14 protein-coding genes are annotated in these 15,824 nt (G+C 55.3%); 9 read left to right on the forward strand and 5 right to left on the reverse strand.

From position 1 onward, the window contains the following. The first annotated feature begins 98 nt into the window (after nt 1-98). Nucleotides 99-2,312, forward strand: coding sequence for a mechanosensitive channel protein (gene ybiO, locus AC0LWE_RS06855; RefSeq protein ID WP_216981682.1), 2,214 nt, complete (start codon nt 99-101; stop codon nt 2,310-2,312). A 35-nt stretch (nt 2,313-2,347) separates the two neighbouring features. Here the strand turns inward: ybiO and rlmF are convergent, their stop codons facing one another. After that, entirely contained in the window at nt 2,348-3,265 is a 918-nt protein-coding gene (rlmF, locus tag AC0LWE_RS06860; RefSeq protein WP_131487156.1) for a 23S rRNA (adenine(1618)-N(6))-methyltransferase RlmF, read from the reverse strand. Nucleotides 3,266-3,506: 241 nt separating this feature from the next. On the opposite strand from rlmF, the gene mcbA reads away from it, so the two are divergent. From mcbA to ybiJ, 3 genes are all read left to right on the forward strand, one after another. Continuing rightward, nucleotides 3,507-3,764, forward strand: coding sequence for a DUF1471 family periplasmic protein McbA (gene mcbA, locus AC0LWE_RS06865; RefSeq protein WP_131487155.1), 258 nt, complete (start codon nt 3,507-3,509; stop codon nt 3,762-3,764). Between the two features lie 138 nt (nt 3,765-3,902). Then, the gene (locus AC0LWE_RS06870) at nt 3,903-4,169 is read left to right on the forward strand and encodes a DksA/TraR family C4-type zinc finger protein (protein WP_012016692.1); all 267 of its coding nucleotides are present in this window, start codon (nt 3,903-3,905) and stop codon (nt 4,167-4,169) included. Nucleotides 4,170-4,454: 285 nt separating this feature from the next. Continuing rightward, the gene (gene ybiJ / locus AC0LWE_RS06875) at nt 4,455-4,715 is read left to right on the forward strand and encodes a DUF1471 family protein YbiJ (RefSeq protein WP_059178568.1); all 261 of its coding nucleotides are present in this window, start codon (nt 4,455-4,457) and stop codon (nt 4,713-4,715) included. 118 nt (nt 4,716-4,833) lie between these two features. Here ybiJ and ybiB read toward each other — a convergent pair whose 3' ends face one another. From ybiB to rhlE, 3 genes are all read right to left on the reverse strand, one after another. After that, nucleotides 4,834-5,799, reverse strand: coding sequence for a DNA-binding protein YbiB (gene ybiB / locus AC0LWE_RS06880; RefSeq protein WP_202667136.1), 966 nt, complete (start codon nt 5,797-5,799; stop codon nt 4,834-4,836). Between the two features lie 64 nt (nt 5,800-5,863). Beyond that, entirely contained in the window at nt 5,864-8,041 is a 2,178-nt protein-coding gene (dinG, locus tag AC0LWE_RS06885; protein ID WP_219346856.1) for an ATP-dependent DNA helicase DinG, read from the reverse strand. 97 nt (nt 8,042-8,138) lie between these two features. Next, nucleotides 8,139-9,527 carry an ATP-dependent RNA helicase RhlE gene (gene rhlE, locus AC0LWE_RS06890; protein WP_059178571.1) on the reverse strand — a complete coding sequence of 463 codons (1,389 nt, stop codon included), beginning with the start codon at nt 9,525-9,527 and terminating at the stop codon, nt 8,139-8,141. Nucleotides 9,528-9,759: 232 nt separating this feature from the next. On the opposite strand from rhlE, the gene cecR reads away from it, so the two are divergent. The 5 genes from cecR to AC0LWE_RS06915 are packed head-to-tail and all read left to right on the forward strand — an operon-like array spanning nt 9,760 to nt 15,400. After that, on the forward strand, nt 9,760-10,437 hold the full coding sequence (gene cecR / locus AC0LWE_RS06895) for a transcriptional regulator CecR (protein ID WP_219346857.1): 678 nt from the start codon (nt 9,760-9,762) through the stop codon (nt 10,435-10,437). Continuing rightward, the gene (hlyD, locus tag AC0LWE_RS06900; RefSeq protein ID WP_131487150.1) at nt 10,434-11,429 is read left to right on the forward strand and encodes a secretion protein HlyD; all 996 of its coding nucleotides are present in this window, start codon (nt 10,434-10,436) and stop codon (nt 11,427-11,429) included. Before cecR ends, hlyD begins: the two co-directional genes overlap by 4 nt. Next, nucleotides 11,422-13,161, forward strand: a complete 1,740-nt coding sequence (locus AC0LWE_RS06905) for an ATP-binding cassette domain-containing protein (RefSeq protein ID WP_219346858.1) — start codon at nt 11,422-11,424, stop codon at nt 13,159-13,161. The genes hlyD and AC0LWE_RS06905 overlap by 8 nt, the downstream gene beginning before the upstream one ends. Further along, the gene (locus AC0LWE_RS06910) at nt 13,127-14,284 is read left to right on the forward strand and encodes an ABC transporter permease (RefSeq protein WP_202694159.1); all 1,158 of its coding nucleotides are present in this window, start codon (nt 13,127-13,129) and stop codon (nt 14,282-14,284) included. The genes AC0LWE_RS06905 and AC0LWE_RS06910 overlap by 35 nt, the downstream gene beginning before the upstream one ends. A gap of 9 nt (nt 14,285-14,293) precedes the next feature. Continuing rightward, nucleotides 14,294-15,400: an ABC transporter permease gene (locus tag AC0LWE_RS06915; protein WP_059178576.1), complete on the forward strand. Its 1,107-nt coding sequence runs from the start codon at nt 14,294-14,296 to the stop codon at nt 15,398-15,400. On the opposite strand, the gene AC0LWE_RS06920 is transcribed toward AC0LWE_RS06915, so the two are convergent. Next, a complete protein-coding gene (locus tag AC0LWE_RS06920; RefSeq protein ID WP_131487148.1) occupies nt 15,362-15,772 on the reverse strand; it encodes a YbhQ family protein in 411 nt (136 codons plus the stop codon). The two genes, AC0LWE_RS06915 and AC0LWE_RS06920, sit on opposite strands and share 39 nt — an antisense overlap. Nucleotides 15,773-15,824: the final 52 nt, after the last annotated feature.

Here is a 15,824-nt window from a genome sequence, read left to right on the forward strand (position 1 = left end):
CTTTTTTAATGCCAGATTGTTCCCAAAAACTTCCCGCCCCCGTGTTCCTTCTATACTTATCATTTTGCTGAACATTTTCTTCTTCATCGGAGTACGCCGTGCCGTGGATCCTGCTGCTACTGTTTTGCCTGTTCTCCGCGCCCGCGCAGGCGGTCACGATTCCGGGCGTCACCACTGGCGCGTCAACCTCCCAGCAAACCACGCCAGCCCCTGAACCTGACGTTGAACAAAAGAAAGCCGCCTACAGTGCGCTCGCGGATGTACTGGAGAATGACACTTCCCGCCAGGAGCTGATCGAACAGCTCCGCACCGTTGCCGCGACGCCACCGCAGGATCCGGTCCCCAAAATCACACCGCCGGACGTGGTTGAACAAAAAACCGTGCTGGAAAACGTCACCGATGTGGGTCGTCATTATGGCGATGCGCTATCAGCACGCTTCGCTCAGCTCTATCGCAATCTGATTGGTTCCCCGCATAAGCCCTTTAATCCGCAGACGTTCAATAACGCCGCAAGCCATTTTCTGATGCTGGCCGCGATGGTCTTTGCCTTCTACTGGCTGGTGCGCCTGTGCGCCTGGCCGTTGTACCGAAAAATGGGGCAATGGGGACGGAAAAAGAATCGGGAAAGGAGCAGCTGGTTTCATTTACCGCTGATGATTGCCGGGGCGTTCATTATCGATTTGTTGCTACTGGCGTTGACGCTGTTTGTCGGTCAGATCCTCAGTGATAATCTTGATGCCGGGAACCACACCATCGCCTTTCAGCAAAGTCTCTTCCTTAACGCCTTCGCCCTGATTGAATTCTTCAAAGCGCTCTTACGTTTACTCTTTTGCCCACGCGTGCCGGATTTACGCCCTTTCTCCCTCAGCGATGAGCACGCAAAATATTGGGCGCTGCGTCTGAGTATTCTCAGTGGGCTGATTGGTTACGGTCTGCTGGTCGCTGTGCCCATTATCTCAAACCAGGTCAATGTCCAGATTGGTGCGCTAGCCAACGTACTTATCATGATCTGTATTACCGTCTGGGCGTTGTACCTGATTTTTCACAATAAAAAGGCCATCACCGACGGGCTATTACATCTCGCCGATCGCTCGCTCTCGTTCTTTAGCCTGTTTATCCGCGCATTTGCGCTGATATGGCACTGGCTCGCCAGCACCTATTTTATTGTGCTGTGCTTCTTCTCGCTGTTCGATCCGGGCAACAGCCTGAAGTTTATGATGGGTGCTACATTCCGTAGCCTGGCGATTATGGGTATTGCGGCGTTTGTGTCGGGTTTACTGTCGCGCTGGATTTCAAAAACCGTCACGCTTTCTCCGCAGGTTCAGCGAAATTATCCGGAATTGCAGAAACGAGTAAACGGCTGGATCTCAGCGTCATTGAAAGTTGCACGTATTTTGACGGTTTGTGTGTCCATCATGCTTTTGCTTAACGCCTGGGGGCTGTTTGACTTCTGGAACTGGCTGCACAACGGCGCGGGCGAGAAAACCGTGGATATCCTGATTCGTATCGCGCTGATCCTGTTCTTCTCGGCGGTAGGCTGGACGCTTTTAGCGAGCCTGATTGAGAACCGGCTGGTGTCAGATATTCATGGGCGTCCCCTGCCCAGCGCGCGAGCACGTACGCTGCTCACGTTGTTCCGCAATGCGCTGGCAGTCATTATCAGTACCATCACCATTATGATTGTCCTGTCCGAAATCGGCGTGAACATTGCGCCGCTGCTGGCAGGTGCGGGTGCACTCGGCCTGGCGATCTCGTTCGGGTCACAAACGCTGGTGAAAGACATCATTACCGGTATTTTCATTCAGTTTGAGAACGGGATGAACACCGGGGATCTGGTGACCATTGGGCCATTAACCGGCACCGTAGAGCGGATGTCGATTCGATCCGTTGGCGTGCGGCAGGATACCGGCGCGTATCACATCATTCCGTGGTCTTCGATTACCACCTTCGCCAACTTTGTGCGGGGTATCGGATCTGTGGTGGCAAATTACGACGTGGATCGTCACGAAGACGCAGACAAGGCCAAACAGGCGCTCAGATCGGCGGTAGAGGAGCTGATGGAGATGGAGGATATCCGAGGGCTGGTGATCGGTGAACCGTCGTTTGCAGGCATTGTGGGGCTGACCAATACCGCCTTTACGCTGCGCGTCTCATTCACGACCCAACCGCTGAAGCAGTGGACGGTGCGCTTTGCGCTCGACAGCATGGTGAAGAAACACTTTGATCTGGCAGAAGTGCGAACACCTGTTCAGACGTATCAGGTGCTCTCGCCTGCTGGCGCACTTCCGCCACCGCAGGAGCCGACGCTTTAACGACAGGCCGGGCGTTGTCGCCCGGCACATCATGATTAAAGCGGTTTGCGGCGTTTGGCGTCGTCCATAAACGTCCAGGCGATAAATCGGCTTTGCTTCTGCCCTTGCGCCATCTCTTTTTTCACCACTTTTACCGCACCCACTTCCGTCAGCGCGCGGTACAGCGGCGGCAAATTATCGCCACGAGAAACCAGCGTCGTAAACCATTTCACCTGACGGGCAAACACTTTACTTTCCGCAATCATCTTCTCGATGAAAGCCACTTCGCCACCTTCACACCACAGCTCGTGCTGTTGGCCGCCAAAGTTCAGCGCACCATCTTCTGCCTGGCCGAGATTGCGACGCTTACGTTCGCTTCCCGCGCGGGCCGTCTCGGCTGAGTCATGGAAAGGGGGATTGCACATCGTGGCGTCGTAGCTTTCATTCTTATGAATGATGCCGTTGAAAATATCAGACGCCTCTTTCTGACGACGTAATCGAATCGCGCGGGTTAGCCCCTCGTTTCCGTTCACGATCGCCTGTGCGCTGGCATACGCCTCTTTCCCGGTTTCACTTCCGGTAAAGCGCCAGCCGTATTCCGCGACACCAATCAACGGATAAATCAGATTCGCGCCCGTGCCAATATCCAGCACCGTCGCTTGCGTAGGGATAATCCCGGCATTATCTTCCGCCAGCAAATCGGCGAGGTGGTGGACGTAATCAGCACGTCCAGGAACAGGCGGGCAGAGAAAACCTTCCGGAATGTCCCACTGCGTAACGCCGTAAAAATGGGCCAGCAGCGCCTTGTTCAGCGCTTTTACCGCCAGCGGGTCGGCAAAATTCACTGAGGGTTCACCCGCAGGCGTCTGCACGATGAACGCTTGCAGTTGTGGGCAGCTCTGACACAGGGCATTCATGTCGTAGCGGCTGCGGTGGCGGTTACGCGGGTGTAATCCCGGCTTTTCGGCAGTCATGGTATTCTCCTTTTAACAGCGGCGTAAGATACCCTCTGGCGGCGCAACGGTAAATAACTCTCTTCCCCGCACAATAATCCGTCAAAAATCAGCAACCTGTATGTCTATGATATGTCAATATTTTGTCAATAAACATCGTTCAAAAAACACGCAGATCTCCATCAAATTTTTGCGCTAAATCACATCAGGATTACTTCTAAACTTAGTCTGCATTACCCGTTGTCATTCTGAGGATCTGATTATGAAGAAATACCTGACACTACTTGTTCTTGCGGGTTCACTGGCCTCGTTATCCGCCTGGTCAGCTGAGTCCCTCTCCCGTAACGATACCGGACAACTTCGACCGGCAGGCACTGTTTCCGTCACCGGCGCAGCAAACCTTGACGACCTCCAGGCTAAACTCGCAGAAAAAGCCAAAGATGAAGGTGCAAGCGGATTTGTGGTGAACTCTGCTGGCGGTGAAAACCGGATGTTCGGCACGGCCACAATCTATAAATGAGATTTAACCGACACTTTAACCCCGCATAGCTGCATCTGCCCCCAACAGATGCAGTTCTTATTGCCCCCACCTTGACTGTCTATTTTTTAACCCCATATTTACATTATATGAATGTCTATCATGCAAGAGGAGACTGTCATGGCATCCGGTTGGGCCAATGATGACGCCGTCAACGAACAGATCAACAGTACTATTGAAGATGCTGTTGCGCGTGTTCGCGGCGAATTAGCGCAGGGTGAGAGTTTGTGTGAATGCGAAGAATGCGGCGATCCCATCCCTGAAGCCCGGCGTAAAGCCGTGCCAGGTGTGCGGCTATGCATCACCTGCCAGCAGAATAAAGATTCAAAAAATACATCACATTCAGGATATAATCGCAGAGGATCGAAAGACAGCCAGTTGCGCTGACTCTTCTTTACCTAAAACAAAGTCACCCTCATTTAGCTTTACGCTCACGGTTTTTTCCGTGACGCGTAGCAAAATGTGCCCTCGATGAGTGTTGTGTAAAGCGAAACGGCAAGAACGGTAAAGCGGGGATATGAATTTATTAATATTCAATAAGTTATTTGTCATTCAATTTTTTTGAGCAATGCCTTCAATTCTCTTCGATTTTATCTTTCGCAAAAAAACGTGATACTTATCACATCGACGGAACATCGTCCCCTTAACAGAACAACCTGCGAGAGATTACCTATGAAAACCATTAAATATGCTGTTGCCGCTATCGCCCTGACTACCCTTTCTTTTGGCGCGTTCGCTGCACAATCAGTGACTGAAGCTCAGGCACAAAACATGAATAAAATGGGTGTTGTCAGTGCTGAAGGCGCGACCACACTGGATGGTCTGGAAGCGAAACTGGCTGCGAAAGCCTCTGCTGCTGGCGCAAGTGGTTACACCATCACTTCTGCGAACACCAACAACAAACTCAGCGGCACTGCAGTCATTTACCAGTAAGCCAAACGATTTAATGCTCGACCCTCGCTAACCCTCTGGCGAGTTGCTCCAACCCTCATTGACCCTGTTGTTGTTACCCTTTGTTTGCCCGTCCTGGATTGGACGGGCTTTTTTTTGCTTAAAATGTCTGCGCAATACGCGCAAGCCCGGCATCCACGGATTCCACTTCTCCCGTCGCCAGCAGGCAGCACGCCATTTGAAGTTTGAGGGAGTGAGGCACCGGCTCGCTTCCCGCAAGACAACGTTCAATCCAGCGGGCAGTGGTCGCAGGATCTTTGGCCTCCGGCAGCGCAATCTCCCCGGCGGTTTCTTCCCCCCGCTCAAGCACCACACGCGTTCCAGCACTGTCGATCAGCGTCATCTGCGGGCAGCGCTGCGGATTAGCATACGCCTCCCCTTCCGTTCCGTGCATCAATAGCCCTCTGCCGCCGATATCGGCAAAAAAACCGGCAACACGGGTGACATATTCCGGGTGCGACACGCTGGACAGACGCAGCGCTGCATCTTCCGCGAACGGCGTCGCCAGTTTCGCCAGCGTATGCGCACTGTTACGTACCCCCATGCGCCAGCGCATATCCAGCTGTTTTTCCAGCGACGGGCACAGCGCGTTAACCGGGATATAAACCGGCTGAGGCCCATCGAGTTTTGCCTGAGCCTGGCCGGCATGAAGCGTAGGCGCAATTCCGAGCAGGGTAAAAATGGTTTCGGTCAGCACGCGTGTCGGGTCGGCGCTCACTCCGTGCACCACCACCGGGAATCCCAGTTTGTGGAGCAAAATTGCCAGCAACGGCGTCAGGTTCGCCTGTTTACGCGCGCCGTTGTAACTGGGGATCACAATCGGCATCGGCTTGCCCGCAGGCGGCGTCAATTGCAGGGTGTGGGCCTGCATCGCCTCGTAAAAGCCCCGCATTTCCGCTTCGCCTTCCCCTTTGATGCGCAGCGCAATCAATATGCCGCCCATTTCCAGCTCCGGCACATCGCCATTCAACATATGGGTATACAGCGCGCGGGCGGTTTCCTGATCCAGATCGCGGGCATGATTTTTCCCGCGTCCTACCTCTTTGATAATTTTGCGATAATCCACGACATTTCTCCTGGCGACATCTTTTTAACAATATAGCCCCGAAGAAGCGTTCGCCGACAGGTTTTTATTTACCTGCGGGACGACGCCCACGGGCACGCGGACTTTTTTTAGACGCGGCAACGACGCGAGTCGGACGCTTTTTGACTTCCGGCACGTCGGGCTGCTCGATGGGGAATACCGGCAGAGCATTCAGCAAACGCTGACCGTAGTTTTTCGTCAGCAGGCGACGGTCATAAATGACGATTTCACCCCAGCAGCCGTGGCTACGGATCAGTCGCCCGACCTGCTGAATCAAATTAAACGACGCCGCCGGCAGGCTTTGCACTTCAAACGGATAGCGATTCAGGCTTTTCAGCCATTCGCCCTCGGTGATCACCACCGGGCTGTCGATGGGCGGGAAGGCAATTTTGTGTATATGCACCTGCGTCAGATAATCGCCTTTCAGATCCAGACCTTCCGCAAAGGACTGCAAGCCCACCAGCACGCTGCGTTCACCGCTATCAATGCGCTTACGGTGCGCCTCGACCAGCCGATAGCGCGGCTGATCGCCCTGCACCAGCAGCAGCAAACGCAGATCGGTGACAAACGTTAAGAACAGCTGCAGGGCGCGGTTGCTGGCGAACAGCACCAGCATGCCGGGATATTTCTTGCTCTCCACCTGCTCGCGGAAATAGGCCGCCATTTCGGCAATATGCTGCTCTTCGTGCTCCATCAGCGGCTCATATTGCATTTTTGGGATAATCAGTTTGCCCTGCTCGCAGTGGTTAAACGGCGAATCCAGTGAGACAAAACGGTCGCCCGCCTTCTCTTTTAAGCCGCTCATCTCCTGCAAACGCGAGAAACTGTTCAGCGAACGCAGCGTCGCCGACGTCACGACCACATGCGGCACGCTGCGCCAGATCAGCTTTTCCAGCTGATCGCTCACGCGAATGCCCACGCAGTGGAAGAACAGATGGATTTGCCCGTCTTTCACTTCGCGCGTCGCCCATTTGGTGACCGGTGCGCCGGACGCTTGCGCCATTGAGGCCAGGCGCCACAGCTTGCTTTGGCTTTCAAACATGCTTAACGCGCGATTCATCTGTAATAACACGCGATGCACGCGCACCACGTCATGGGTACCGGTTTTCTCGCTGAGATCGTTCAAGAACATTTCAGCCAGGCCACGCAATTTTTCCAGCAGTTTCGCCAGCTGCTTGCAGATCTCCATCACTTCATCCGGCAGCTCACCCATCGCAAAGCGGTGTTCCGCCTGCTGAGCCGCAGGAAGATAAAGGTCGAGGATGGCGTTCAGCGAAGCAATCAGGGCGTAGACCTCTTCGCAATGCTCGCTAAGACGCTCAGGCACCGCCAGCGGTGGCGTCGTTTTGGGGCGAAACTGCTCCATGCAGGTGGCGATCAGTTTGCAGAACAGATCGAGCTGCAGACGGAACCACGACGCGGTGATCTCAGCGCTCATCTCCAGCGCATCGCGCGCCACGTCAGGCAGATGGTGTCCTTCATCGAGCACCAGCAGTAAATTTTTGGGATCGGGAAGCACCGCTTCGCTCTCGAGCGCCGCCATCACCAGCGCGTGGTTGGCGACCACTACTTCTGCTTCCTGAATTTCACGACGGGCAACAAAGAACGGACATTCACGGTAGTAGTGACAGTTACGGTTCAGACAGCTGGCTTTATCCGTGCTCAGGCGTCGCCACAGATCGTCGCTAATCGCCTTATCAGTGTGATCCCGCAGGCCGTCCCATTTATAACCGTCGAGATCGACTTTCAGCTTTGCGCACAGATCCTGCTCGGCCTTATTGTTTGGCGTTAAATCGTCATCCAGGAACGCCAGCAAATCCTGCTGCGTCGCGTCGCTGCTGGCAAGCCCAGCCAGATTACGCGGGCAGACATAGCGTCCACGCCCAAACGCCGCGGTAAAACGCAGCTCGGGAATAATTTTGCGCAGCAGGGGTAAATCTTTGCTGTAAATCTGATCCTGAAGCGCCACGTTGGCGGTACTGATCACCAGCGTTTTTTGCTCTTCGCGGGCAATGGCGATCCCAGGAATTAAATAGGAGAGTGTTTTACCGACGCCGGTCGGCGCTTCAATCGCCAGATGCCGTCCTTCGTCCCCGGCAAGCGTCTTCGCCACGTCGGCAATCATCTGTCGCTGTGGGGCTCGGGGAATAAAGTCGGGGATCTGTTCCTGCAACGCCTTATACCAGGCGGCAATTTGCGTTTTGAGCGCAGCGGTTAAAGCCATCGGGGAACCTGAAATACTGTATAAACAGCCACTATTGTGGCACGTTCGAGGCGTTGTCGCAAAAAGAAAAGCCCGGCTTTAGAGCCGGGCTTCCAGATTACTGCGCGGAGGCAGGTTTACGCGGTTTGCGTCGGCGTTGGCCTTCGCCTGCGGGCTTGGCTTCCCCGCTGCGCCACGGGTTTTCGCCCGCCGGTTTTGCATCACCGCTACGACGCGGAGGCTTACCTGACGCTTTCGGTGCGCCGCCTTCGGAACGACGCGGCTGCTGGCTGCGTCCACCGCCACCACCCTGTCCACGACCACCGCCGCCCTGACGACCGTTTTGAATCGGATCGGCTTTGATAGACTTATCCACTTCATAGCCGTCAATGGCGATGCGCGGAATCTCTTTCTTCAGCAGACGTTCGATGTCATGCAGCAGCTTGTGTTCATCGACACAAACCAGTGAAAGCGCTTCACCGGTGGCCGCAGCACGACCCGTACGACCGATACGGTGCACGTAATCTTCCGGTACGTTCGGCAGCTCGTAGTTCACGACATGCGGCAGCTCTTCGATATCCAGACCGCGCGCGGCGATATCCGTTGCCACCAGCACGCGAATGTCACCGGATTTGAAATCGGCCAGCGCACGCGTACGTGCCCCCTGGCTCTTGTTGCCATGGATTGCCGCACTGCGAATGCCGTCTTTATTCAGTTGTTCAGCCAGGTGGTTAGCGCCGTGTTTGGTACGGGTAAAGACCAGCACCTGCTGCCAGTTGCCTTCGCCAATCATCTGCGACAGCAGTTCCCGCTTACGCTTTTTGTCCACGAAGTGAACGTACTGTGAAACCTGTTCAGACGCGGTATTACGACGCGCGACTTCAATTTCCAGCGGGTTACGCAGCAGCTTTTCTGCCAGGCCTTTGATCTCATCAGAGAAGGTGGCGGAGAAAAGCAGGTTCTGACGCTTAGCAGGCAGTTTCGCCAGCACGCGACGAATGTCATGGATAAAGCCCATGTCCAGCATACGGTCAGCTTCATCCAGCACCAGGATTTCGACCTGATCCAGCTTGACCGCGTTTTGATGTTCCAGATCCAGCAAACGGCCTGGCGTCGCGACTAAAACGTCAACGCCGCTGCGCAGTTTCATCATCTGTGGGTTAATGCTCACACCGCCGAAAACCACCAGCGAGCGGATATCGAGATAGCGGCTGTACTCACGCACGTTCTCGCCGATCTGCGCCGCCAGTTCACGGGTTGGGGTCAGGATCAACGCACGCACCGGGCGACGGCCCTTCGCGTGCGGCTCTTTCTGCACCAGACGTTGCAGCAGCGGCAGCGTAAAGCCTGCCGTTTTGCCGGTGCCGGTCTGTGCGCTGGCCATCAGATCACGGCCTTCCAGCACCGCAGGGATCGCCTGCTGCTGAATCGGGGTTGGCTCGAGGTATCCCTGTTCTGCGACGGCGCGCAGAATTTCCGGGTTCAGGCCAAGGGTATCAAAAGACATAAAAACTCCGAACCGCCCCGACCGTCACAGGTGTAGTTTTCAGGGAGATAAGACGAATAGAAGAGGACAAAAACCACAATGTCACGAAGGTGCGGAGTGTAGCAGATTTTGTGACACGGCGCATAAAATATCCCTCCGTGATTCCTCAGCGAAATATTGCACCACCCGACTGGACAAGGTGAAAATTTATACATAATCTTAATCAATCGATTGATTAACTTTTAATGACGAGATGAATCCAACACCGACCACCACTAAAGGGGAACAGGCGAAAAGCCAGCTGATCGCGGCGGCGTTAGCCCAGTTCGGGGAATACGGACTGCACGCCACGACACGCGACATCGCTGCACAAGCCGGGCAAAACATCGCGGCTATTCCGTACTACTTCGGTTCGAAAGAAGATTTGTATCTCGCCTGCGCGCAATCTATCGCCGATTTCATTGGCAGCAATTTTCGCCCGCACGTTGAAGCCGCCACGGCGCTGCTTGACGCGCCATCGCCGGATCGCGCCGCCATTCGTGGGCTGCTGCATGACGCGTGCAACAACATGATTCGGCTGCTGACCCATGACGATACGATGAACCTCAGTAAGTTTATCTCACGCGAACAACTTTCGCCCACGGCCGCCTATCAGCTGGTCCACGACCAGGTCATCAACCCGATGCACACCCATTTGACTCGGCTGATCGCGGCCTATACCGGACGCGACCCCAACGACACGCAAACCATTTTGCACACCCATGCGCTGCTCGGCGAAATCCTCGCCTTTCGCCTGGGACGAGAAACGATTTTGTTACGTACTGGCTGGACACAATTTGATGAGGATAAAGCCGCGCAGATTAGCCAGGTTATCACCTGTCATCTCGATCTTATCCTGCACGGTTTAACGCTAAGGAGCATGGAGTCATGAAAAAACCTGTCGTGGTCATACTGGCGGTAGTCGTTCTGCTGGCAGCCGGCATCGGCGGCTGGCTGTGGTATCAAAGCCAGCAGGATCGGGGTCTTACGCTTTACGGCAACGTCGATATTCGCACGCTGAATATGAGTTTCCGCGTTGGCGGGCGTCTGGAATCACTCGCCGTTGACGAGGGCGATACGGTAAAAAGTGGGCAACTGCTCGGTCAGCTTGATAAAGCCCCGTATGAAAACGCGTTGATGCAGGCCAAAGCCAGCGTGTCGGTGGCGCAGGCCCAGTATGATTTGATGCTGGCGGGCTACCGCGACGAAGAGGTCGCGCAGGCAGAAGCCGCCGTCAAACAGGCGAAAGCGGCCTACGATTATTCGCAAAACTTCTATAACCGTCAGCAGGGGTTGTGGAAAAGCCGCACTATTTCCGCCAACGATCTGGAGAACGCCCGCTCCTCACGCGATCAGGCCCAGGCAACGCTCAAATCCGCCCAGGATAAATTGAGTCAGTACCGCACCGGTAATCGCCCGCAGGATATTGCCCAGGCGAAAGCCAATCTCGAACAGGCGCAGGCGCAGCTGGCGCAGGCGGAACTGGATCTGCACGATACCACGCTTGTCGCGCCATCGAACGGCACGCTGATGACCCGCGCCGTCGAGCCGGGCAGCATGTTAAGCGCGGGCAGCACCGTGCTGACCCTTTCGCTGACCCGTCCTGTGTGGGTTCGCGCCTATATTGACGAACCGAATCTCAGCCAGGCACAGCCAGGACGCGAAATTTTGCTGTATACCGATGGCCGTCCGGATAAGCCGTATCACGGCAAAATCGGGTTTGTTTCCCCGACGGCTGAATTCACCCCGAAAACCGTCGAGACCCCGGACCTGCGTACCGATCTGGTTTATCGCCTGCGGATTATCGTGACTGATGCCGACGATGCGCTGCGTCAGGGCATGCCAATCACCGTCAAATTCAATGATGGGGAAGGACATGAATGACGCGGTTATCCAACTCAACAATCTGGTAAAACGCTTTGCGGGAATGGATAAACCCGCCGTTGCACCCCTGAATTGTACGTTGCACAAAGGCTACGTGACCGGGCTGGTCGGCCCGGACGGTGCGGGGAAAACCACGCTCATGCGTATGCTCGCCGGACTGCTAAAACCGGATGAAGGCAGCGCCACCGTGCTCGGGCTTGATCCGATAAAAAACGACAGTGAGCTCCACGCCATCATGGGCTACATGCCGCAGAAATTTGGTCTGTATGAAGACCTGACGGTGATGGAAAACCTGAATTTATATGCCGATTTGCGTAGCGTAACCGGCGAAACGCGGAAAACAACGTTTGCGCGGCTGCTGGAATTTACCTCGCTGGGACCGTTCACTGAACGACTGGCGGGCAAGCTTTCGGGCGGCATGAAGCAAAAACTGGGGTTGGCCTGTACGTTGGTCGGCGAGCCAAAGGTACTGCTGCTGGATGAACCCGGCGTGGGCGTGGACCCCATTTCGCGCCGCGAGCTGTGGCAGATGGTTCACGAACTGGCAGGCGACGGGATGCTCATTCTCTGGAGCACCTCTTATCTGGATGAAGCCGAGCAGTGCCGCGACGTACTGTTGATGAACGAAGGCGAGCTGTTGTACCAGGGTGAGCCAACGGCGCTGACGCAGCAGATGGCGGGACGGTGTTTTTTACTGCACAGCCCGGCGGAAACCAACCGCAAATTATTGCAGCGGGTACTGAAACTGCCGCAGGTTAGCGACGGCATGATTCAGGGACGCTCGGTGCGGGTGATCCTCAAGAAAGAGGCTACTGCCGACGACATCCGCCATGCGCAAGGTATGCCCCCTGTCGATATGGACGAAACCGCCCCGCGCTTTGAAGATGCCTTTATTGATTTGCTCGGCGGTGCGGGCACGTCAGAGTCCCCGCTCGGCGCTATTTTGCACACGGTTGAAGGCACGCCCGGCGAAACGGTGATCGAGGCGAAAGCCCTGACCAAAAAATTCGGCGATTTTGCCGCGACCGATCACGTGGATTTTGCGGTCAAGCGCGGGGAGATTTTCGGCCTGCTGGGCCCGAACGGTGCGGGGAAATCCACCACCTTCAAAATGATGTGTGGTCTGCTGGTACCGACATCTGGCAAAGCGCTGGTGCTGGGCATGGACCTGAAGGTCAGCTCCGGCAAAGCGCGCCAGCATCTGGGCTATATGGCGCAAAAATTCTCGCTGTACGGCAACCTCACCGTTGAACAAAATCTGCGATTTTTCTCCGGCGTGTACGGCCTGCGCGGCAAAGCGCAGAACGAGAAAATCACCCGCATGAGCGACGCGTTTAGCCTGACCAACATTGCCTCGCACGCGACGGATGAGCTGCCGCTCGGGTTTAAGCAGCGGCTGGCGCTGGCCTGTTCGCTGATGCACGAGCCGGACATTCTGTTTCTCGACGAACCGACTTCCGGCGTGGATCCCATCACCCGCCGCGAATTTTGGCTGCACATCAACAGCATGGTCGAGAAAGGCGTGACCGTGATGGTCACGACCCACTTTATGGATGAGGCAGAATATTGCGACCGCATCGGGCTGGTCTATCGCGGCAAGCTGATTGCGCACGGTACGCCGGACGATTTGAAAGCCCAGGCCGCTGATGACGACAACCAGGACCTCACCATGGAGCAGGCGTTTATCACGCTTATCAATGACTGGGATAAGGAGCACGCCAGTGAGTCATAAAAGCTTATCCTGGCGCCGGGTGCGCGCCCTGTGCGTCAAAGAGACGCGGCAGATCGTGCGCGATCCGAGCAGCTGGTTGATTGCGGTGGTGATCCCTCTGCTGTTGCTGTTTATTTTCGGCTACGGCATTAACCTCGACTCCAGCAAGCTGCGGGTGGGGATTTTGCTGGAACAGCAGAGCGAAGAGGCGCTCGATTTTACCCATGCCCTGACCGGCTCACCGTATATCGACGCCACCATCAGCGATAACCGGCAGGAACTGGTTCAGAAAATGCAGGCCGGGCGCATTCGCGGGCTGATCGTCATTCCGGTCGATTTTGCCGCCAATATGGCGCGGGCAAATACCGACGCACCGATTCAGGTGATCACCGACGGCAGCGAGCCGAATACCGCTAACTTTGTGCAAGGCTACGCCGAAGGGATCTGGCAGCTGTGGCAAATGCAGCGCGCGGAAGATCGCGGGGAAAAATTTGAACCGCTGATCGACGTGCAAACCCGCTACTGGTTTAACCCGGCGGCGATCAGCCAGCACTTTATCATCCCCGGCGCGGTGACGATTATCATGACCGTTATTGGCGCGATCCTGACCTCACTGGTGATCGCCCGCGAATGGGAGCGCGGCACGATGGAAGCGTTGCTCTCGACCGAAGTCACCCGCGTGGAGCTGCTGCTGTGTAAACTGATTCCGTACTATTTTCTCGGCATGCTGGCGATGCTGCTCTGCATGCTGGTGTCGGTGTTTATCCTCGGCGTGCCCTATCGCGGCTCGCTGATTCTGCTGTTCCTGATCACCAGCCTGTTTTTGCTCAGCACGCTCGGGATGGGGCTGTTGATTTCGACCATTACCCGCAACCAGTTTAACGCCGCGCAGGTGGCGCTGAACGCCGCGTTTCTGCCGTCGATCATGCTTTCCGGGTTTATTTTCCAGATTGACAGCATGCCGGCGATTATCCGCGCGGTGACCTATATCATCCCGGCGCGGTATTTCGTTAATACACTGCAAAGCCTGTTTCTGGCGGGCAATATTCCGTCGGTTTTAGTGGTCAATATTCTGTTTTTAATGGCGTCGGCGGTGATGTTTATCGGTCTGACATGGATGAAAACCAAGCGGCGGCTGGATTAAGGGGAAATTATGTTTCATCGTCTATGGACGTTAATTCGCAAAGAGCTGCAATCCCTGCTGCGTGAGCCGCAGACCCGCGCGATTCTGGTGCTGCCGGTGCTGATTCAGGTGCTGCTGTTTCCGTTTGCCGCCACGCTTGAGGTCACCAACGCCACCATCGCGATTTACAATGAAGACAACGGTAAACATTCGGTCGAGCTGACTCAGCGTTTCGCCCGCGCTAAAGCCTTTACCCACGTGCTGCTGCTGAAAAGTCCGCAGGAGATCAAACCGACCATCGACACGCAAAAAGCGCTGCTGCTGGTGCGTTTCCCGGCTGATTTCTCGCGTAACCTGGACACTTTCCAGACCGCGCCGATGCAGCTGATTCTTGACGGGCGTAACTCCAACAGCGCACAGATTGCGGCGAATTACCTGCAACAGGTGGTGAAGAATTATCAGCAGGAGCTGATGGACGGTAAGCCGAAACCGAACAACAGCGAGCTGGTAGTGCGCAACTGGTACAACCCGAATCTGGATTACAAATGGTTTGTCGTGCCGTCGCTGATCGCCATGATCACCACTATTGGCGTGATGATCGTGACGTCACTGTCGGTTGCGCGTGAACGTGAGCAAGGGACGCTCGATCAGCTGCTGGTGTCTCCCCTTGCCACCTGGCAGATATTTGTCGGAAAAGCCGTTCCCGCGCTGATCGTCGCCACGTTCCAGGCCAGCATTGTGCTGGGAATTGGCATCTGGGCGTATCAGATTCCGTTTGCCGGATCGCTGGCGCTGTTTTACTTCACGATGCTTATCTACGGGTTATCGCTGGTGGGATTCGGTCTGCTGATTTCAGCGCTGTGTTCCACGCAACAGCAGGCGTTTATCGGCGTGTTTGTCTTTATGATGCCGGCGATTTTGCTGTCGGGCTATGTGTCACCGGTCGAAAACATGCCGGTCTGGCTACAGGATCTGACGTGGGTGAATCCCATCAGGCACTTTACGGATATCACGAAACAAATTTATCTGAAGGATGCGAGCATGGATATTGTGTGGGGAAGTTTGTGGCCGCTACTGGTCATAGCGGCCACGACAGGCTCAGTGGCGTACGCGATGTTTAGACGAAATATTGCGTAACTTTTTCTCTTTAGTCAGTAATGAAACCACTGCGGGTCCTGCAAGGATTGCCAGACCCGCCAGGGCCAGCAACAGGTTGTTTTGCAGCACGCGTGACAACAGCCACAGCACAATCATTGCCGCACCAAAATACCAGGTGGTGGTGAGCTCTTCGAGCACATCACCCACTTCGCGCCAGCGTGCGTCGTGGTGACGCTGCAAAAACAGCATCGACAGCACGGTCACGCCATACATGACGCATAACCCTAAGCCGACACGCACCAGCGCGCCGCTCATCCAGCCCATTACCAGTGCCGCCACGACCAGTAAATGCAACATAATCTGCCAGCAACTGAGGCCAGTTGCGACGCGAATGCGTTGTTGCCACTTCATGGCTTCTCTCCTGAAGGATATTTCTCTGCTAGTTCAGAGTACCGCACTTTAC

The sequence above is a fragment of the Lelliottia sp. RD5 genome, assembly GCF_056032945.1.